Below are 18,931 nucleotides of genomic sequence, written 5' to 3' on the forward strand. Positions count from 1 at the left end.
CTCACCCTAGTGCGATCGATCGTGACAGCAGGTCAGCGCGGAAGAGCCGGACGCGCGGGGCGCGCGCCGTCGGGCAGCTCGATGACGGTCCGCTCCCCGCCCGGTGCGATCCGCACACACTCGACGCCCTCGGGCAGCTCGCCGGGCGCGCCCGGGCCGATGTGGATCGTGTGGTCGTGGCCGGGATGTGCGGGGAAACGCTCGAGGTCGATGCGCGGTTCGTGCGGGGGTTCGGGCGGCACGGGCAGGTCGCCACCGGGAGCGGTACAGATGATCCGGACGTGTTCGCCGTGGTCGGGTGCGCCGGGCTGGGCGAGCGCGGCGCCGCTGAGAGTCGCGGTGAGCAGCGCCACGCCGCCGACGGTCGCGGTGACGACGCCGATGCGGCGGCGCAGGGAGGAAGTGGTCATGATCGGTCTCCTGGCTGTGCGGTCGCCGACTCGTCTCGGTCGGCGAAACCGACGCTAGGCAGGCGATCTTCACGCTTCGTTGAGCGATCGTTAGAGTTCTCTTGGGATCTGCGCCCCCCTGGTTCCGACGGCTCGCCGAAAGGCGTTGCTCGCCATAAGGTGGGACCGGCCGTCCTGGTGGAAATGACAGTACGAATCCGGGCAATTAGTGTTGGATGATCTTCACTTCGCCTCGTTCGTGGGTGGGGAGAGTCAGCGATGCGAGTGGTGGAGCAAGAATGACGCGGGAACTGCCTTTCGACGACGATGACGCGCGCGCCGACGGCACCGACACGGCCTATCTGGTGGCCAACGGTGTGGCTCGGGTGGCGCGGGCCGGCGCGTACGTCACCGGTGGCGCGCTGGTCGCCGCCAACGGGACGAGCCCGGAACAGGGCAGCAGCAACGCCGACAGCCGCTACGCCGGCTGGTCGTCGCAGGTGCCGACCGATCCGGAACCCGACGCGCCGAGCCCGGTCCTCACCTTCCCCGACCTGCCCGCGGAACCGGCTCCGAACCCGTTGCCCTACAGCCCCTTCGGCACGCAGCGTCCCATGGACGGCGATGTCACGCTGACCTCGCAGCCACGCGAAAGCGGTTGGCGCCCCGAGATTCCGGGTTCCGACGGCGACCAGGGCATGCGGATTCCCGGCACCGACGACGACGATTCGTCGAACGGCATCGGCATCCCGTCCTACGGGCCGAAACCGGGCTACGGCGACAGCGGTTTCGGCATCCCGGGCACCGACAAGCCGAGTGCCGGCCAGCCCGGCACCGGCCAGCCGGGCGCCGGATTCCCTGAACTCGACGGCATTCCCGGCATCGGCATCCCGGGATACGACGGACTCCCCGGCGGTATCCCCGGTTACGACGGCATCCCCGGCGGCGGCATCGGGATCCCCGGCTACGACGGTCTGCCCGGTGCGGGCATCCCCGGCTACGACGGTGGCGCCCCCGGTTTCGGCGGCGGCATCCCCGGCTACGACCACGGCCTGCCCGGCTTCGGTGGGCTGCCCGGCTCCGACGGGGCCAGCCAGGTCGCCGACCCCGGCGGCGCCTTCGACGGCATCGGTGACCTGTTCGACGGCTTCGGTGCGATGGTGACCTCCGACTGGCAGGTCGACATGCACGCCGGGCTCGACGGTGTGTGGTTCACCTCCCAGATGAAGGTCGACGTGCAGGTCGGCAATGTCGGCGACGCGCTCGACGACTACAGCCAGTGGCTCGGCGACGGAATTCGCATCCCCGGCGAGCCCGCACCGCTCGACGGTGCGGCGAATGGGGTACCCGGTGCCTCGACCGGCCAGGCGCTGCCCGGTTCGGCACTGCCTGGCTCGGACGTACCCGGTGGATCGACGGGTCCGGCGCTGCCCGGCTCCGAGGCCCCTGCGGCGAGCCCTGGTCTCCCAGGATCCGCAGCGGGTGCCGACCTGCCCGCAGCGACTGTTCCCGGCTCGACCGGTGGGCCCCTCGCACCCGGACAGAGCGCACCCGGTCAGCCCGCGCCCGGCGCGCCCGGTCAGACCGATTCCGTCACACCTGGCCCCAGCGGATCGGCCGTGCCCGGCGCCACCGTGCCCGGTCACACCGGACCGGGTCAGACCGCACCGACGCAAGGCACGGTCGTGCCGGGTCAGTCCGCGCCGGCCCCCGGCCATGCGGCCCCCGGCGGCGTAGCACCGGTAACCGGTGCGCCCGCGCCCACCGCCGTGGCGCCCGTCGCCCCCGCACCGGTGGCCCCGGCGCCGATCGCTCCGGCCCCCGCCGCCATCGCGCCCGCACCGATCGCCGCGGCACCCGCTCCGGCACCCGTCGCCCCGGTCCCGGCTCCGGTTCCGGTCGTCGCCGCGCCGATCGCACCGAGCCCGGTGGTCAGCACGCCCCTGCAGACCACCATCCAGCCCGACGCGGCGACCACCCCCATCGCCAATGTGCTCGGCGGCCCGGCGGGCGCGTCCCCGCTCACCGCGCCCGCCGCGGCTGTGCCGGGCCTGCTCGCTCCGGCGCCGGTCACCAAACCCGTTGTGGTTCCCGAGCCTTCGACCAGCACACCGACGACCCTGCCGACGGTCACCCCGCCCTCGTCGCCGACCACCGTCGACCTCAGCACGCCCTCGACGGTGAAGCTGCCCGAGGTGCCGACCGTGACCGTCCCCACCACGCGCCCCGACGTGACGGTGCCGACGGTCACCGTGCCGACCACCGGTGTCACCGTCCCGGTGACGCCCACCTACCCCGACGACGACCTCACCACCGGCCCCGGCACGGGCGCGACCACACCGAGCACCCCCAGCGTCGATACGCCCGCCGACCCCACCGACCCCACCGACCCCACCGGCCCGACCGCGTCGGTGCCGACGGCGACCGTACCCACGCAGCAGCCGACCGCGCCGACCAAGCAACCGACCGTCGACGTCGACCCGCCTGCGGTGGTCACCCCGCCCGCCACGGTGGCGCCGACCGTCGCACCGGTGAAACCGCCGGTCATCGAGACCAAGCCCATCGCCGCCGAGTTCGACCAGCACGACGGCGGCTACTATGGCGCCTCGGCCGGTCTGTTCGAGCCGGGCGTCGGTGCCGCCGACTTGTCGTCGGCGTTTCCCACCGCGCACGCTGGGTACGACTTCGTCTAGTCCCAGAACGAGGACCGGGCCCATGCGACGAGAGTGAGGAACAGGTTGTCTGCCGCGACCGGACTGCAGACCGCGACGGTGAAGCACCCGGACGCGATGGCACCGGTGGTCTCGCTCGTCGACGAATTGCGGGACCTGGTCCGCTCCGGCGGGCGCGACGACCTCGATGCCCGCCTCGGCATGGTGCGGGCAAGGCTCACCGATCCCCGGGTGCGCATGGTCGTCGTCGGTGAACCGGGCGCCGGGATGAGCACCCTGGTCAACAGCATGGTCGGCACCCCGGTCAGCGCCACCGACGGCAAGCCGAGCGTGCCGGTGATCGTCGAATACGGCCGGACACCGACCGCGACGCTGGTGAAGTCGGATCCGCGCGGGCGGATGGAGCGCGTGCCGGTCGACCCGCTCGATCCCGGCCCGGCGCTGATCTCGCTCGGCGTCGTGCGCGCGGAATTCGCCGAACCGAGCCCCCTGCTCGCCGACGGTCTCGTGGTGATGGACGCACCGGGCTCGACCACCCACGACAAGGCGGCCTGGTCGATGATCGCCGCCGCCGACGTGGTCCTCTACGCCACCGATTCGGCTGCCGAACTCACCCCGGCCCAGCTGGACTACCTGCGCCGCGTCGAACGGGTCTGCCCGTCGGTGGTGTGTGTGCTCACCAAGATCGATCGCAACCCGCACTGGTCGCTCACCCAGCGCCGCAACCGGGCCTTGCTCGACGAGGCGGGCTTGAACTTCGCCGTCGCCCCCGTGTCAGCGGTGCTGCACCGCCAAGCGGGCGAGACCCGTGACCCGCAGCGCGATATCGAATCCGGGGTACCCCAGCTCATCGATCATCTGCGCGAATTCGTGGTCGCCCGCGCCGATTCGGTCGCGGTGACGGCGGCGGTGCGCGATATCGCGCTCGTCACCGACCAGCTCACCGTCACCCTGCGCGCCGAGGCCGACACCCTGCGCGACCCGCGCCGCCGCGCCGAGATCACGCAGCGACTGGCCGCCGCCCGCACCGAGGCCGATCAGCTGCGTCAGCGCACCGCCACCTGGCAGGTCACCCTGGTCGACGGCAGCGCCGAACTGGGCGCCGATATCGAACACGACCTGCGCCATCGCCTGCGCAGCCTGGTCCGGGAGGCCGAGGCCGAGATCTCGCGGATCGACCCGGCGCGCAAGTGGGCCGATTTCGCCACCGAACTCGACGCGCGGATCTGTGAGGCGGTCGAGGAGAACTTCGTGATGGCGCACTACCGTGCCGTCGAGCTGTCCGAGCAGGTGGCCGCGAAATTCCCGCCCGACAACCGCACCCCGCCGCTGCCGGAACTGCGGCTCACCAATCCGGGCGAGGTGCTCGAACCGGTGCAGCCGCTGGAACCGTTGGAGAGCGCCAAAGCCGGTGTGGGACAGCAGTTCCTGTCCGCCCTGCGTGGCTCCTACGGCGGCATCCTGATGGTGGGTCTTGCTACCAGCCTGCTCGGTATGTCGCTGGTGAACTGGTACTCGGCGGGCGCGGGTGTGCTGCTCGGTGTGAACGCGCTGTGGGACGACCGGCGAAACCGCAAGCAGCGCAGGCAGGCCGAGGCCAAGGTGGCCGTCGCCCGGCTCGCCGACGACGTGATCTTCCAGGTGGGCAAGGAGTCTCGCAACCGGTTGCGCACGCTGCAGCGGGTGCTGCGCGACCACTACACCGAGATCGCCGCCGAGGTGTCGCGCACCGCCGAGGAGGCATTGCGCGCCGCCGAGGAGACCGGGCTGCGCTACGGCGACCACCGCGAGCTGCGCCTCACCGAGATCGACGCCGGACTGCGCACGGTGGCCGCCCTGCGGGCTCGCGCCGAGAAACTCGCCTACTGACTCGCCTGGTGATGCGCCGGGCTGTGCGCGGGCTGGAACTGTCCGGCCTGGCGTGAGTCCTCGGCCCGGATCACGTGGGTCACCGCGTTGATGAGCGCCAGGTGGGTGAACGCCTGCGGGTAGTTGCCCAGGTGCCTGCCCGTGCGCGGGTCGATCTCCTCGGCGTAGAGCCGGAGCGGACTGGCCAAGCCGAGCAGCCGTTCGCACAGGTGGGTGGCGCGTTCGAGCTCACCGATCTCCACCAGCGCCGACACCAGCCAGAACGAGCAGATCGTGAAAGTGCCCTCCTCGCCGGACAATCCGTCGTCGGTGGTATCGGTGTCGTAGCGCAGGACCAGCCCGGACACGGTGAGCCGGTCGGCGATGGCGAGCACCGTGGCCCGCACTCGCGGGTCGTCGGCGGGCAGGAACCGGGTGAGCACGATCAGCAGCAGGGAGGCGTCGAGAGTGGTGCCGCCATAGGTCTGGGTGAACACCCCGTCGGCATCGACACCGTTGGCCAGGACGTCCTCGCGGATCTCCTCGGCGATCTCGAACCAGCGCGTCGCATGGGTGTGCTTGCCGTGCAGCTGCGCCAGCCGGGCGCCACGGTCGAGCGCCACCCAGCACATCACTTTCGACGCGGTGAAATGCTGCGGTTCGCCGCGAACCTCCCAGATGCCGCGATCGGGTTCACGCCAGTGGTTGATCGCCGCGTTCACCGTGCGTTCGAGCATGGGCCACAACGAGTCCGGCACCTGCTGGCGCGATTTCATGTGCAGGTACACCGCGTCGAGCATGGTGCCCCAGATGTCGTGCTGGTCCTGGTCGTAGGCGGCGTTGCCGATACGGACCGGCTGGGAGTAGTCGTAACCCGACAGCTCGGGCAACGTTTCCTCGGTGAGGTGGCGTTCGCCGCCGATACCGTAGAGCACCTGCAGCGGGACGGCGTCGCCGTTGTCGCCGGTGGTCACGTCGTTGAGGAAGTTGAAGAAGTCGTCGGCCTCGTGGTCGAGACCGAGGGTGTACAAGCCCCACAGCGCGAAACTCGAGTCCCGCACCCAGGTGTAGCGGTAGTCCCAATTGCGTTCGCCACCAGGTGTTTCCGGCAGCGACGTGGTCGGCGCGGCGAGCAGGGCGCCGGTGGGGGCGTAGGTGAGGCCCTTGAGGGTCAGTGCGCTGCGCTGCAGATAGTTGCGCCACGGGTGGTCGGGGAAATCGCCGAGGGTGATCCAGCGCCGCCAGCATTCGGCCGTGGTCCACATCTTGTCGGCCGCCTCGTCGAAGGTGGCTGGCGCGGGCAGTTCCGACCAGGTGAGCGCGACGAATCTGTTGTCGCCCTCGCTGAGCCTGGTCCGCGCCCGCGCCTCGCGGCCCTCCAACCCGAGCCGCAGATCGGTGGTGAGTGTCAGGCTCGGGCAGGTGTCGTCGGCGGCGCACGACGCGGTGGCCTGCTCGTACACCTTGCCGGTGTACTCCCAGCGCGCACCGTCGCGGTGGTAGTCGAACGACGGCTCGCAGCTCATCTCCAGTTCCACCGTGCCGCTCACACACTTCACCGTCCGCAGCAGGATGTGCTCGGCGTCCCAGTCCATCGGGGTGCGGCGGAAGCTGCGCGAACGCGAGGTGGTGTTGTGCCAGGGGCCGAGGACCAGCGCGTCGCGCACGATCATCCAGCCGGTCTCGGTCTGCCAGGTCGTCTCCAGGATCATCCCGCCCGGCAGATAACGCCGCGCGGCGGGCACGTGCACGCCGTACGGGCCGATCCGGAAATGGCCGGCGGCACGATCGAGGACCGCGCCGAACACGCTCGGCGAGTCCGGCCGCGGCACACACATCCACTCCACCGAGCCGCTGCTGGCGATCAGGCAGTTGGTCTCACAGTCGGACAGAAAGGCGTAGTCGTCGATCGGTGGGAAGGCGCCTCGTCGACCACTCGAGAGCACCGGCGTCAGAATCGGCAGGCTGTCTTCGTGAGAAGAGGGCATACCCCATGATCTGTGCGATGTCGGCCCGCGTCCACCGCACCGGATAAACCGCCCGGTCGTGAGGGGTGTTCACGACGACCGACTAGGGTGGTCGTCGTGCAACGGATCGCAGGATGGTGGGACGGCTTCGAACTGTGGGTGGCCGGGCTGCCGTTCATTCCCCAATTCCTCGTCGTCCTGGTCGGCATGGTCCCGATCAGCTTCGCCATCGCCTACGGCCTCGACCGCGCCCTGCGTGCGATCTTCCGTGCGCTCGGCCGCGACGACCGTCCCGAGCTCGCGCCTGTCCCGGCGCCCGCTCCGGCGCGCCCGACGGTCGGCAGCGGGGCCCGCTGATGCCACGTTCGCGCGTTCAGCTCGCCCTCGTCGCCCTGCTCGTCCTGGTCGTCATCGCCTGGTTCTTCACCAGGTGACCGGCGCGCGCGAATAGCCCACACCGGTCGTCCGGATCAGTTCTTTCGCCAGTCGTCGAAACGTTTGCCCAGGTCGGCGACGGTACGGCCGACTTCCTGGCCGACGGTGTTCACCGCCGATCCCACATCGCGCCCCAGATCGCGCACGGTGCGCACCAGCATGTCCTCGGACTGGTCGAACGACTCGCGATAGTGGCGGGCCGCCTCCTTCACCTCGTCGCTGATGCGCGCGTTGCGATCCTGCTCGCGTCGGGGATAAGTGCCCGAGAGCACCCGGTCGTATTCGCCGGACTGGATCCAGCGGCGCAGTTCGGCCGCGCGCAGCACCGAGAACGGATGCGACTGCAACTCCAGGTTGAGCAGCTTGAGCACCCCGTCGCGCAGGTCGCCCGAACGCAGGTAGTCGTCGGCTTGGTCGAGGAAGGCGCCGTGGTTCATCTCCTTCAGCCAGGCGCCACCCGCCGTCTTCATGTGCACACGCACCGAGGCGTCCACGTCCTGACAGCACAGCAGCCCCGCGCGGTCGCCGGACAGTTCGGACTTGCGGCTCCACTCCATCAGCGCCGCGACGATCGCGCGCAGCGCCCAGCCACCCACCGGCATCCAGCCCACCGAGGCCGACAACCGCATCAAATGCATCAGCATCGTGCGGTACACGGCGTGCCCGGACAGCGCGTGCCCGAGTTCGTGCCCGATGACGAACCGCAGCTCCTCGGTGTCCATCAGCTCGAGCAGGCCGGTGGTGAGCACGATGAACGGCTTGTCCATCCCGATGGTGAAGGCGTTCACCGACGGGTCCTGCAGCACGAACATCTCCGGCGTGGCCTGCGCGTCGAGCACGCCCACACAGTCGGCGCGCAACTGGTGCAGGGTGCGGAACTGGCGATCGTCGACCCGCACCGCGGTGGCCAGGTAGAGCAACCGGTGCTGACGTTCCCGCAGCAGACTCGACAGCGCGCGCAGCACGGTGTCGAACCCGCTCAGCGACCGCAGTGTCACCAGCGCGGTGCGGTCGGCCGGGTGCTCCCAGGTGCGCGTGCTGATCTCCGGAAAACTGGTCCGTACCCGGTCAGGAGCCATGGTCATGGCTGAAATCCCCCCTCGTTGTTGAACTCTCGTCGATTCGAACCATCATGCACAAATCTGCTACAGTTCGCCTGTGTCATCGAGTGTCGCTCCGCAGATCCGCCATGAACTGGCGTTGATCGCTGTCGGCAACCTCGCTGTCGCCGATATCCTCTGTCGTTGATCGGCCACCGGACACTCCTGCGCGTTTCCTCCCAGTAGACTGGCGCGCGCTTTCCTTTCGCAGGTGTCGTCCGTCACCCCGGGGGCCCGGAGCCCGAGTCGCGCCAACTGCCCGGCACTGTTCGCCCGGTAGGTCTACCGATCGACAAGCATCAACCCGCGCCAACGAAAACCGTTGTCCGGTCGGCTTTTTCCGAAAGGTTCACCCCGATGTCTCGCATCACCCGATTCGGCTCGCGCCGTCGCGTCGCCGCTGTCGCCCTCACCGCTGTCGCCGCCGTCACCCTGTCGGCGTGCAGCGGCGGCGCCAGCGACTCCACCGGCGGTGACTCGGCCGCCGACGGCAGCGCGGGCACCATCAACCTCTACGCCTACGCCGTGCCCAAGCCGGGCTTCGACAAGGTCGTGCCCGAGTTCAACAAGACCGAGGCGGGCAAGGGCGTCGCCATCCGCCCGTCCTACGGTGCCTCGGGTGACCAGTCGCGCAAGGTCAAGGACGGCGCCGAGGCCGACATCGTGAACTTCTCGGTCGAGCCCGACATCACCCGCCTGGTCGACGCGGGTCTGGTCGAGTCGAACTGGAACGCCGACGCGAGCAAGGGCATCCCGTTCGGCTCGGTGGTGACCCTGGTGGTGCGCAAGGGCAACCCCAAGGGCATCAAGGACTGGGACGACCTGGTGAAGCCGGGCGTCGAGGTGGTCACCCCCAACCCGTTCAGCTCCGGTTCGGCCAAGTGGAACCTGCTCGCGCCGTACGCTGCCAAGAGCGACGGCGGCAAGAACCCACAGGCGGGCCTGGACTACCTGACGCAGCTGATCTCGCCTGAACACGTGAAGGTGCAGCCCAAGTCGGGCCGCGAAGCCACCGAGACCTTCCTGCAGGGCACCGGTGACGTGCTGCTGAGCTACGAGAACGAGGCCATCTTCTCCGAGCGCAACGGCGACCCGATCGAGCACGTCAACCCGCCGGTCACCTTCAAGATCGAGAACCCGGTCGCGGTGCTCAAGAACGCCAAGAACCAGGCCAAGGCGCTGGCTTTCCGTGACTTCCTGTTCACCCCGGCCGGTCAGAAGGCCTGGGCCGAGGCAGGCTTCCGCCCGGTCGACCCGAAGGTCGCCGCCGAGTTCGCCGACGACTTCCCGCAGCCGGCCAAGCTCTGGACCATCGACGACCTCGGCGGCTGGAAGACGGTCGACAAGGAGCTGTTCGCCCAGGGCACCGGCAAGGTCGCGGTCATCTACGACCAGGCCACCAAGTAGGCCGTGACCCAGCGCACACGCGATACTGGACAACTGTGACTGACAGCAGTGGGCACGCCGGGACTGGGGCAACCCCCGATCCCGGCGGTGCCACGAAACCCGAAAAACGCCCGGCAGTCCGCCGCTTGCCGTGGCTGCGCGTGACCGGTTCGGTCGGCCCGGTCGGCATCGGTGTGGCTGTGCTGTGGCTCAGCGTCATCGTGCTGCTGCCGCTCGCGGCGCTCACGGTCAGCTCGTTCGAGGACGGCTGGGGCGGATTCTGGGACGCGGTCACCGCGCCCGCCGCGCTCGACTCGCTGAAGGTGACCATCGGCGTCTCGGTGATCGTCGCCGTCATCAACGTGCTGATGGGCACCCTCATCGCCTGGGTGCTCGTACGCGACGAATTCCCCGGCAAGGGGATCGTCAACGCGCTGATCGATCTGCCGTTCGCGCTGCCCACGATCGTCGCCTCGATCGTGCTGCTCTCGCTCTACGGCCCGAACAGCCCGATCGACATCCATCTCAACGCCTCCCAGCCGGGCCTCGTGGTCGCGCTCGCCTTCGTGACGCTGCCGTTCGTGGTGCGTTCGGTGCAGCCGGTGCTCATCGAGGTCGACAAGGAGGTCGAGCAGGCGGCGCTGTCGCTCGGCGCGAGCAACTGGATCACCTTCCGGCGGATCGTGCTGCCCACCCTCGCACCCGCGATCATCTCCGGTGGCGGCCTCGCCTTCGCCAGGGCGATCGGCGAGTACGGGTCGGTGGTGCTGATCGGTGGCAACATCCCGCGCGAGACCCAGATGACCTCGCAGTACATCCAGCAGCAGATCGAAGTCGACCGGCCGATCAACGCGGCCGCGGTGTCGGTGGCGCTGCTGGTGATCTCGTTCGTCAGCCTGCTCGTGCTGCGGCTGCTGGCCGAACGGTCCGCGCGCAAGGAAGAGGCGGCCCGATGAGACTGTCCGCGTTCACCCGGCTGTCGTTGCGTACCGTCGCGCTCGGCTACCTGGCCGTGCTGCTGGTGCTGCCGCTGGTCATCATCCTGTGGCGCACGTTCGAACGGGGGATCGGGGCGTTCCTCGAGTCGATCACCACGCCGGCCGCGCAGTCGGCGTTCCAGCTGTCGATGATCATCGTCGCCATCGTCGTTCCGCTGAACGTGGTGTTCGGTGTGGTCACCGCGCTGGCGCTGGTGCGCAGCAAGTTCCCCGGGCGCAGCCTGGTGCAGGGCATCGTCGACCTGCCGTTCGCGGTGTCGCCGGTGGTCGTCGGTGTTTCGCTGATCCTGCTCTGGGGTGCCGGTGGCTGGTTCGGCGGGCTGGAGACGCTCGGTTTCAAGGTCATCTTCAGCCTGCCCGGCATGGTCATCGCCACCATCTTCGTCACGCTGCCGTTCGTGGTGCGTGAGGTGGAGCCGGTGCTGCACGAGATCGGCGACGATCAAGAACAGGCGGCCGCCACGCTCGGCGCGTCGCGCTGGCAGACGTTCTGGCGCATCACGCTGCCCGCCATCCGCTGGGGTCTGACCTACGGTGTCGTGCTCACCGTCGCCCGCGCGCTCGGCGAGTTCGGTGCGGTCATCATGGTCTCCACCGCGCTGCCCGGCGAATCCCAGACGCTGACCCTGCTGGTGCACGGCCGCTACATCAACGACCACAACACCTTCGGCGCCTACAGCGCGGCCACCCTCCTGATGGGCATGGCGCTGGTCGTACTCCTCCTGATGACTCTTCTCGAACGCAAGCGGGGCACCGAATGATCACCGTGACCAACGCGCGCAAGAACTACGGTTCCTTCGCCGCTCTCGACGACGTCAGCATCGACATCCCCTCCGGCGAGCTGACCGCCCTGCTCGGCCCGTCCGGTTCGGGCAAGTCCACCCTGCTGCGTTCGATCGCCGGCCTGGAGAATCTGGATTCGGGCGTCGTGGTGATCGCGGGCAACGACGTCACCCACGTGCCGCCGCAGAAGCGCGACATCGGCTTCGTGTTCCAGCACTACGCCGCGTTCAAGCACATGACCGTGCGCGACAACGTCGCCTTCGGGCTGACCATCCGCAAGCGGCCCAAGAAGGAGATCGACAAGCGCGTCGACGAGCTGCTCGGCATCGTCGGCCTCGACGGTTTCCAGCACCGGTATCCGGCGCAGCTCTCGGGTGGTCAGCGTCAGCGCATGGCACTGGCCCGCGCGCTGGCCGTCGACCCGCAGGTGCTGTTGCTCGACGAGCCGTTCGGCGCGCTCGATGCCAAGGTGCGCACCGATCTGCGTCAGTGGCTGCGCAGGCTGCACGACGAGGTCCACGTGACCACCGTGCTGGTCACCCACGACCAGGAGGAAGCCCTGGACGTGGCCGACCGGATCGCGGTGATGAACAAGGGCCGCATCGAGCAGGTCGGTTCGCCCGAGGAGGTCTACGACCGGCCCGCCAACGAGTTCGTGATGTCGTTCCTCGGCGCGGTCGCCCGGCTCAACGGTCACCTGGTCCGCCCGCACGACATCCGCATCGGGCGCGATCCGAGCATGGCGCTGGCCGAGCACGAGGGCACCGCCGAGTCGGCCGGGGTCACCCGGGCCACCGTGGAACGCATCGTCCGGCTGGGTTTCGAGGTTCGTCTCGAATTGCGCAATGCCGCGACCGGCGATCAGTTCGCCGCGCAGGTGACGCGCGGTGACGCGGCCGCCCTCCGGCTCAACGAGGGCGAGACCGTCTACGCCCGCGCCACCCGGATTCCGGACCTGCCGCACTCCTGAATCTCCAAGGCGAAGGCCCCGCGACAGTTGTCGCGGGGCCTTTGTTCTTGCGTGGATCGCCGCAGGTAGTCGGTACCGCCGGTCCCGCGACACGCCCCTCCGCGAAGAATTTTCCCGATCTCACCGTGTGGGCTCACGGACTGTGCATGACACGGTGTCACAGGTAGGGGCGTTTTTACTGGTGAGTAGCTTGTCCAGCCGCCGCGTCGACGCGCGCGCCGGCCGGATTCCAGGGGTTCGCGGAGTTGACGTGACCACTCGTAGGTGTAACTATTGGAAACAGTAAACGTCCCTTGAGGAGAGGCAGTGACGACGATGTCTGCGCCCACCAACCCTGACGTCGATCCTGTAGTCGCGGAGGCTCAGGCGTACGCCGAGAAGTTGCTGATGCTGTCCGAGGCTTCGGTGAATCGCCACTTCGACCCGTTCGAGGACATCGACTGGGACAACCCCGAATTCGATCCGGACTACAAGCCGGAGCGCTGGGTGCTTGTCACCTCCGCCGACCCGATCGGTCGCCACCCCTGGTACCAGGCTCTGCCGCTGGACGAGAAGATCGCCATCGGCAAGGTTCGCCAGGCCAATGTCGCCAAGGTCGGCCTGCAGTTCGAGGCCATCCTGATCATCGGCATGATGCAGCACATCTTCAATCTGAAGAACAACGATCCGGAATTCCGGTACTGCTCGCACGAGATGATCGAAGAGCACAACCACACCCTGATGTTCCAGGAGATGGTGAACCGCGTCGCCGACGTGCCGGGCATGAACCCGCTCGTGCGTCAGCTGCGCCACCTGGCCGCCCCGGCCGGTGCGCTGTTCCCGAACTTCTTCTTCATGGCCGTGCTCGCCGGCGAAGAGCCGATCGACCACATCCAGAAGGACATCCTGCGCTCGGGTGACGACATCCACCCGATCATGCGCGGCGTGATGGCGATCCACGTGGCCGAGGAAGCTCGCCACATCTCCTTCGCCCACGAGTTCCTGAAGAAGAACGTGCCCGCGCAGCCCGCGGTCAACAAGTTCGTGCTGTCGATCGCCATGCCGATCGTCATGTTCGTGCTGGGCCGTGCCATCGCTACCCCGCCGAAGACCTTCTTCAAGCAGTTCGAGATGCCCAAGGCGGTCCGCAAGGAACTGTTCTACGGCTCCAAGGAGGCCAAGCAGGTCTTCGCGGACTACTTCATCGACGTGCGTGCCCTGGCCGAGGAGATCGGTCTGATGAACCCGGTCGCCAAGAAGGTCTGGAAGCTGCTCGGCATCGATGGTCCGTCGAGCCGCTACCGTTCCGAGCCCAAGCGCTCCGCGAAGCACGCCGCCTGAGACGATAAATAGATGCCCTACGTTGTAACCCAGTCGTGCTGTAGCGACGCCTCGTGCGTCTACGCATGCCCGGTGAACTGCATTCATCCGACTCCGGATGAGCCGGACTTCCGTACGGCGGAGATGCTCTACGTCGACCCGGCCGCGTGTGTGGACTGCGGCGCCTGTGCCACCGCGTGCCCGGTCGACGCGATCACCTCCTCGAAGAAACTCACCGAAGAGCAGAAGCCCTTCATCGAGATCAACGCCGACTTCTACCGGGTGCAGCGCTCGCGTCCCACGCTGGCCGCCCCGGTGATGCCGCCCGCCATCGACACCGAGCGCTCGCCGCTGCGGGTGGCGATCGTCGGGTCGGGACCGTCGGCGATGTACGCCGCCGACGAGCTGCTCACCCAGCCCCGGGTGGCGGTGACCATGTTCGACCGGTTGCCGCAGGCCTACGGCCTGGCCCGCCTCGGCGTCGCGCCCGACCACAAGCGCACCCGCAAGGTGGCCGACCTGTTCGACGTGATGTCGAAGCAGGACGACTTCGGCACCTACCTCGATGTCGAGATCGGCACGCACATCAGCCACGCCGAACTGCTCGAGCACTTCCACGCGGTGATCTACGCGGTCGGCGCGTCGGCGGATCGCAAGCTGAACATCCCCGGTGAGGGGCTGCCCGGCAACGTGTCGGCCACCGACTTCGTCGCCTGGTACAACGGTCACCCCGACCATGCCGAGGATCAGTTCGATCTGAACCAGAAGCGCGTCGTGATCGTGGGCAACGGCAACGTCGCCCTCGACGTGGCCCGCATCCTGACCGTCGACCCGGCCACCCTCGCCGATACCGACATCGCGCCCTACGCCTTGAAGGCGTTGCGCGAGAGCAAGATCGAAGAGGTGGTCGTGCTCGGCCGCCGTGGTCCGGCCGAGTCGGCGTTCACGGTGCCCGAGTTCGTGGGCCTGCTGGCCGCCGATATCGACATCGCGATCGAGGGCGAGCTCCCCCCGGTGACCCCGGATCTGCCCTACAAGGTGGAGCAGAAACTGCGTCTGCTGCACAGCGTGGCGCAGCGCCCGTTCGGCGACCGCAAGCGCATCGTGTTCCGGTACCTGTCCTCGCCCGTGGAGATCCTCGGTGCCGAGACGGTGACCGGGGTGCGGGTCGAGCGCAACGAGCTGGTCACCGACGCCGAAGGTCGCACCAGCGCGGTGCCGACCGGCGACACCGAACTCCTGGAAGCCGGCGTCGTGCTCACCTCGGTGGGTTATCGAGGCGTACCGACCAAGGACCTGCCGTTCGACGACGCGCGCGGCGTGATCCCGAACGAGGCGGGCCGGGTGCTCGACGCTCCCGGCGGCGATGTCGTGTCGGGAACGTATGTGACCGGCTGGATCAAGCGTGGTCCCACCGGGTTCATCGGCACCAACAAGTCCTGTGCACAGGAAACCGTGCAGCAGCTCGCCGACGACTTCAACCGGGGCGCGCTGCGTGACCCGGCACGTGATTCGGGCGAGTTCGACAAGCTGGTGCGTTCGCGTCGTCCGCAGGCGGTGGCCGGTGGGGCCGCCGCACCGCGCGCGGCGAGTGGCGGCATCAAGCGCCTGCTCGCTCGCGGCTGAGCGAACAGCCAAGGCCCGCTACACCGACTGCGCGGTGTAGCGGGCCTTCGTCGTTCTCACCGAGCGGTGCTCACTGTGCGGTGAAGCCACCGTCGACGGTCACCGCAGCGCCCGTGACGAACGATGCCTCGGCACTGAGCAGGAACGCGCACAGCGCCGCGATCTCGGCGGGCTGCGCGATACGCCCGATCGGGTGCAGCGCCGCGATCGCCGCCTCCCCTTCGGGAGTGGCGCCCATCGACGCGCGGAACGCCGGGGTGTCGACCGCGCCGGAGACCAGCGCGTTCACCCGCACACCGGCAGCCGCGGTTTCCAGCGCCACCGACTTGGTCAGGCCGACCACGCCGTGCTTGGCCGCCACATAGGGCGCCACCGAGGCCATTCCGACCACGCCGAGGTTGGAGGCGTTGTTCAGGATGGCGCCTCCGCCGGAGGCGATGATCGCGGGGACCTGATGGCGCAGCCCGTAGAACACGCCGGTGAGGTTCAGCTCCAGGTCGGCGCGCCAGGCGTCGTCGCCGATCTCGGCGACCGGCCCGAAGGCGTTCACCGCGCCCGCGTTGTTGAAGGCGGCGTCGAGCCTGCCGTACTCGGTGAGCGCGGCCTGGGTGAGCCGCTCGACATCGGCGTCGACGGTGACGTCGGTCGGCACGAACAGTGCGCGCCCGCCCTCGGCCCGGATCTGCTCGGCGACCTGCTCGCCCTGGTCCTTGCCACGGGCCCCGAGTACGACGGCCGCACCCTCGGCCGCGACCCGCAGCGCCACCGCCTTGCCGACGCCGGAGCTGGCACCGGTGACGAGGACGACCTGGTCGGCGAAACGAGTGGACATGCGTAGTACCTTCTCTCCCTTGATGTTTCGAAGACCGTGTGGGTCGGTCTCCCGGTCTTCGAGTCAACCGTCGGGGGGCCGTGCGCGCTGGCGGATTTCAGCCGTTGCGTTGACATGTCACGCTTTCCGGGGGTTATACAAATCGAACTTTTGGTTTTCCCGACACAGGTATGCGAACTCGCAGTAAATGAATTGATTACCGGTCGGTAATTACTGTCATGCCGGTCATAACAAACCGAAAGAATGTATTTTCGATCAGCTTCCGACGATTACTCCTGGGTAGCTGCTTCTCGGAGTCTGTAAGCGCTCGCGCGGACGTTCAGGGGACTGGACGGTCGACCTCATGGTGTCCTACCTGCGAATATGCACCCTCTTGCATCCGAGGTGGAGTGTCGGGTATCAATCTCACAGCAATTCGGCCATGTTGCCGTTAATCTAGGCGAGCTGTTTGGAAGACGACCGCGGCCACATGAGTGCGCTCGCGTGCTGGACGTGGTCACGGTGCGTTGACGGGATAGCAAAACAATGACCAGAGGTCTGGGTTTGAGCATCGGCACGGTCAATGCGATTTCGGCGGTTGTCGCCGAGGATCCGGCCAAGCCGACGGTACGCACACGCCGTACCGCCCTCACATTCGACGAAGCGGGCCGCCCCCGCATCGGCGCGATCAACGAATTCGCCTCGGCGATCACGGATTTCGCGGACCTGAGCCGCGAACCGGAGCCGATGGTGATCGCGGGGCGTTTCTACTCCGCCACCAACCTGATCGCCGCCGTCGCCACGGGGCTCATCGAACTGGCCGAGCCGGCCGCCGGGGTGGTGCTCACCTACCCGGCCACCTACACCGAGAAGCAGGTCGCCCTGCTCGGTCAGGCATTACACCTGGCGGGTGCCGGTCAGGTGCTACTCGTGCCCGAACCGGTGGCCGCCGCCGAATGGCTCGAGGTCGAACACGGCCCGCTCGCACCGGGTTTCGTACTCGTCTACGACCTGGGCGCCAACAGCCTCGACCTGACCGTGCTGCGCGTCGGTCCCGACTGGCCGCACCACCCGATGGTCGGCACACCCGCGCGGTCGACCGACTTCGGCGGAAAGCCGTTGGGCGAGATGGTCGCCCGGTATGCCGTCGAGTCACGCAACGGCCGCGCCACGGCGACACTCACCTCGATGGTGAACACCGACAGCCTGCGCGCCGAACACATTCGCGACACCTTCCCGCTGGTCAGCAAGACTGTTGCCGCCGCGGGCCTGCGGCTGGCCGACATCTCCCGCATCCTGCTCGTGGGCGGGGCCACACGGCCGCCGGAGGTGGCGCGCACCCTCGCCGAGCTCGGCGTCCCGCTGGTGACCGTCGCCGATCCCGGTCAGGTCGTCGCGGCTGGTGCGGCCGCCCTGGCCGCCCGCACCTTCGCACCGGCTCAGCAGAGCGGCAACTCGGCGCCGCACGTGGCCGTCTTCTCCAGCGCCGCCGTGGTTTCCGCGCTCGCGATGTCGGCGATGACGGTGTTCGGCAGCCCGTTCGATCCGGGCCTGACCCCCGTCCTCGAACGGTTCCCCGCCCTCGGCGCTCCCGCCGACGCCCTGCTCTACGACATGAGCGCCGACCTGCTCGCCGCCCAGACCACGGGACTGGTCAACACGATCGACCCGGTCACCGGCAAGGTGCGCGTCGTCAGCGCGGCCGCGCGCACCGCGTACGAGATGATCGTCGGTGCGGCGTCGGGTGCACCCGAGCGTGGGGCATCGCAGGCGGATTCCGATGGTGGCGAACGGTTCCGGCCCGGCGGTGACGACTGCCGTTCCCCGGTCCCGGCCCGCACGTCCTACGGGGACCCCGCCCACTTCGTCAACCCGCTGCCGTTCGACAAGCCTTCCGCCGAGCTGCCGAAGGACCCCGGCCCCATCACCAACCCTGGTCCGGGCCCCATCACCGACCCCGATCCGATCGCCGGTGTCCCCTCGGCGGGATCGCCGAATTCCGGAATTCCGTCCGCCGGAACCCCGACCGTTCCCGGTGACACCTCCCTCCCGGCGCCCGGCACCGGTGCTCCCGACATCTCACCGCCCGCCACGGGTGGCATCGATATCGGCGTGTCCGACGGAATCGGCAGCGGTGCGGGGCCTTCCGACAACCCGTACAACCCCGGTGGTACCGGCGGCATCCCATCCGGCGGCACGTCCGGCGGTTATCCGGGTGGCACCGGCGGTACCGATTCGGGTGCGTCGACCGGCGGCACGACCGGCGGCGTCTCCGGCGGGACATCCGGTGGCGCGTCGGGTGGAACTGCCGGCGGAACATCGGGTGGGACCTCCGGCGGTTCGGACGCAGACGGTTCCACGGGCGGCGCCTCGGGTGGTGACTCCGGCGGCGCCGGCTCCGGCGGCACGTCCGGCGACAGCAGCTCCGGCGGGTCCACCTCGGGCGGAACGTCCGGTGGCTCCCCATCCGGTGGCTCGACCTCGGATGGCACGTCGGGTGGTTCGACTTCGGGTGGTACCTCGGGCGGGTCGACCTCGGGTGGTACCTCGGGCGGCTCGACTTCAGGTGGCACCTCCGGCGGCAGCGACTCCGGTGGCTCGTCCGGCGGCGACGGCGGTGGAGACGGCGGCGGTTCGCGCCGCTGAG

The 18,931-nt window shown here is 68.8% G+C and carries 15 protein-coding genes; 11 read left to right on the forward strand and 4 right to left on the reverse strand.

Features of this window, described 5'->3' with window-relative positions; genetic code table 11:
* Positions 1–32: 32 nt before the first annotated feature.
* Complete coding sequence (locus LDL21_RS18005; protein WP_225281038.1) at positions 33–410, reverse strand: hypothetical protein; 378 nt, start codon at positions 408–410, stop codon at positions 33–35.
* 278 nt (positions 411–688) lie between these two features.
* Between LDL21_RS18005 and LDL21_RS18010 the strand changes: the two genes are divergently transcribed.
* Both LDL21_RS18010 and LDL21_RS18015 read left to right on the forward strand, forming a co-directional pair.
* Positions 689–3,082, forward strand: coding sequence for a hypothetical protein (locus LDL21_RS18010; protein WP_225281039.1), 2,394 nt, complete (start codon positions 689–691; stop codon positions 3,080–3,082).
* Between the two features lie 45 nt (positions 3,083–3,127).
* Positions 3,128–4,930, forward strand: coding sequence for a P-loop NTPase family protein (locus LDL21_RS18015; protein ID WP_225281040.1), 1,803 nt, complete (start codon positions 3,128–3,130; stop codon positions 4,928–4,930).
* Here LDL21_RS18015 and LDL21_RS18020 read toward each other — a convergent pair.
* Complete coding sequence (locus LDL21_RS18020) at positions 4,924–6,897, reverse strand: glycoside hydrolase family 15 protein (RefSeq protein WP_225281041.1); 1,974 nt, start codon at positions 6,895–6,897, stop codon at positions 4,924–4,926. The two genes, LDL21_RS18015 and LDL21_RS18020, sit on opposite strands and share 7 nt — an antisense overlap.
* A gap of 96 nt (positions 6,898–6,993) precedes the next feature.
* On the opposite strand from LDL21_RS18020, the gene LDL21_RS18025 reads away from it, so the two are divergent.
* Entirely contained in the window at positions 6,994–7,233 is a 240-nt protein-coding gene (locus tag LDL21_RS18025) for a hypothetical protein (protein WP_067642389.1), read from the forward strand.
* Between the two features lie 113 nt (positions 7,234–7,346).
* Here the strand turns inward: LDL21_RS18025 and LDL21_RS18030 are convergent, their stop codons facing one another.
* Positions 7,347–8,396 carry a M48 family metallopeptidase gene (locus LDL21_RS18030; protein WP_225281042.1) on the reverse strand — a complete coding sequence of 350 codons (1,050 nt, stop codon included), beginning with the start codon at positions 8,394–8,396 and terminating at the stop codon, positions 7,347–7,349.
* A 73-nt stretch (positions 8,397–8,469) separates the two neighbouring features.
* Here LDL21_RS18030 and LDL21_RS30210 point away from each other — a divergent pair, with 73 nt between their 5' ends.
* From LDL21_RS30210 to LDL21_RS18060, 7 genes are all read left to right on the forward strand, one after another.
* Positions 8,470–8,559, forward strand: a complete 90-nt coding sequence (locus LDL21_RS30210; RefSeq protein ID WP_019045829.1) for an Ms4533A family Cys-rich leader peptide — start codon at positions 8,470–8,472, stop codon at positions 8,557–8,559.
* A gap of 209 nt (positions 8,560–8,768) precedes the next feature.
* A complete protein-coding gene (locus tag LDL21_RS18035) occupies positions 8,769–9,818 on the forward strand; it encodes a sulfate ABC transporter substrate-binding protein (RefSeq protein ID WP_225281043.1) in 1,050 nt (349 codons plus the stop codon).
* A 35-nt stretch (positions 9,819–9,853) separates the two neighbouring features.
* Positions 9,854–10,753, forward strand: coding sequence for a sulfate ABC transporter permease subunit CysT (gene cysT / locus LDL21_RS18040; RefSeq protein WP_372462200.1), 900 nt, complete (start codon positions 9,854–9,856; stop codon positions 10,751–10,753).
* Complete coding sequence (gene cysW, locus LDL21_RS18045; protein WP_067642329.1) at positions 10,750–11,556, forward strand: sulfate ABC transporter permease subunit CysW; 807 nt, start codon at positions 10,750–10,752, stop codon at positions 11,554–11,556. The genes cysT and cysW overlap by 4 nt, the downstream gene beginning before the upstream one ends.
* On the forward strand, positions 11,553–12,548 hold the full coding sequence (locus tag LDL21_RS18050; protein WP_181698364.1) for a sulfate/molybdate ABC transporter ATP-binding protein: 996 nt from the start codon (positions 11,553–11,555) through the stop codon (positions 12,546–12,548). The genes cysW and LDL21_RS18050 overlap by 4 nt, the downstream gene beginning before the upstream one ends.
* Before the next feature lie 306 nt (positions 12,549–12,854).
* Complete coding sequence (locus LDL21_RS18055) at positions 12,855–13,868, forward strand: AurF N-oxygenase family protein (protein ID WP_370465790.1); 1,014 nt, start codon at positions 12,855–12,857, stop codon at positions 13,866–13,868.
* Between the two features lie 12 nt (positions 13,869–13,880).
* Positions 13,881–15,473 carry an FAD-dependent oxidoreductase gene (locus LDL21_RS18060; RefSeq protein WP_225281044.1) on the forward strand — a complete coding sequence of 531 codons (1,593 nt, stop codon included), beginning with the start codon at positions 13,881–13,883 and terminating at the stop codon, positions 15,471–15,473.
* A gap of 70 nt (positions 15,474–15,543) precedes the next feature.
* Here the strand turns inward: LDL21_RS18060 and LDL21_RS18065 are convergent, their stop codons facing one another.
* Positions 15,544–16,305, reverse strand: a complete 762-nt coding sequence (locus LDL21_RS18065) for an SDR family NAD(P)-dependent oxidoreductase (RefSeq protein WP_181698366.1) — start codon at positions 16,303–16,305, stop codon at positions 15,544–15,546.
* A 525-nt stretch (positions 16,306–16,830) separates the two neighbouring features.
* On the opposite strand from LDL21_RS18065, the gene LDL21_RS18070 reads away from it, so the two are divergent.
* Positions 16,831–18,930, forward strand: a complete 2,100-nt coding sequence (locus LDL21_RS18070) for an Hsp70 family protein (RefSeq protein ID WP_225281045.1) — start codon at positions 16,831–16,833, stop codon at positions 18,928–18,930.
* Position 18,931 lies beyond the last annotated feature (1 nt).

The sequence above is a fragment of the Nocardia rosealba genome, from assembly GCF_020216065.1.
Lineage (GTDB): Bacteria > Actinomycetota > Actinomycetes > Mycobacteriales > Mycobacteriaceae > Nocardia > Nocardia rosealba.

Bases quoted from the DNA above. Each gene is read 5' to 3' on its own strand.
- LDL21_RS18070 (WP_225281045.1), top strand. From the start codon at position 16,831: ATGACCAGAGGTCTGGGTTTGAGCATCGGCACGGTCAATGCGATTTCG.
- LDL21_RS18050 (WP_181698364.1), top strand. From the start codon at position 11,553: ATGATCACCGTGACCAACGCGCGCAAGAACTACGGTTCCTTCGCCGCT.
- LDL21_RS18065 (WP_181698366.1), bottom strand. From the start codon at position 16,305: ATGTCCACTCGTTTCGCCGACCAGGTCGTCCTCGTCACCGGTGCCAGC.
- cysW (WP_067642329.1), top strand. From the start codon at position 10,750: ATGAGACTGTCCGCGTTCACCCGGCTGTCGTTGCGTACCGTCGCGCTC.
- LDL21_RS18030 (WP_225281042.1), bottom strand. From the start codon at position 8,396: ATGACCATGGCTCCTGACCGGGTACGGACCAGTTTTCCGGAGATCAGC.
- LDL21_RS18020 (WP_225281041.1), bottom strand. From the start codon at position 6,897: ATGCCCTCTTCTCACGAAGACAGCCTGCCGATTCTGACGCCGGTGCTC.
- LDL21_RS18035 (WP_225281043.1), top strand. From the start codon at position 8,769: ATGTCTCGCATCACCCGATTCGGCTCGCGCCGTCGCGTCGCCGCTGTC.
- LDL21_RS18060 (WP_225281044.1), top strand. From the start codon at position 13,881: ATGCCCTACGTTGTAACCCAGTCGTGCTGTAGCGACGCCTCGTGCGTC.
- LDL21_RS18005 (WP_225281038.1), bottom strand. From the start codon at position 410: ATGACCACTTCCTCCCTGCGCCGCCGCATCGGCGTCGTCACCGCGACC.
- LDL21_RS18010 (WP_225281039.1), top strand. From the start codon at position 689: ATGACGCGGGAACTGCCTTTCGACGACGATGACGCGCGCGCCGACGGC.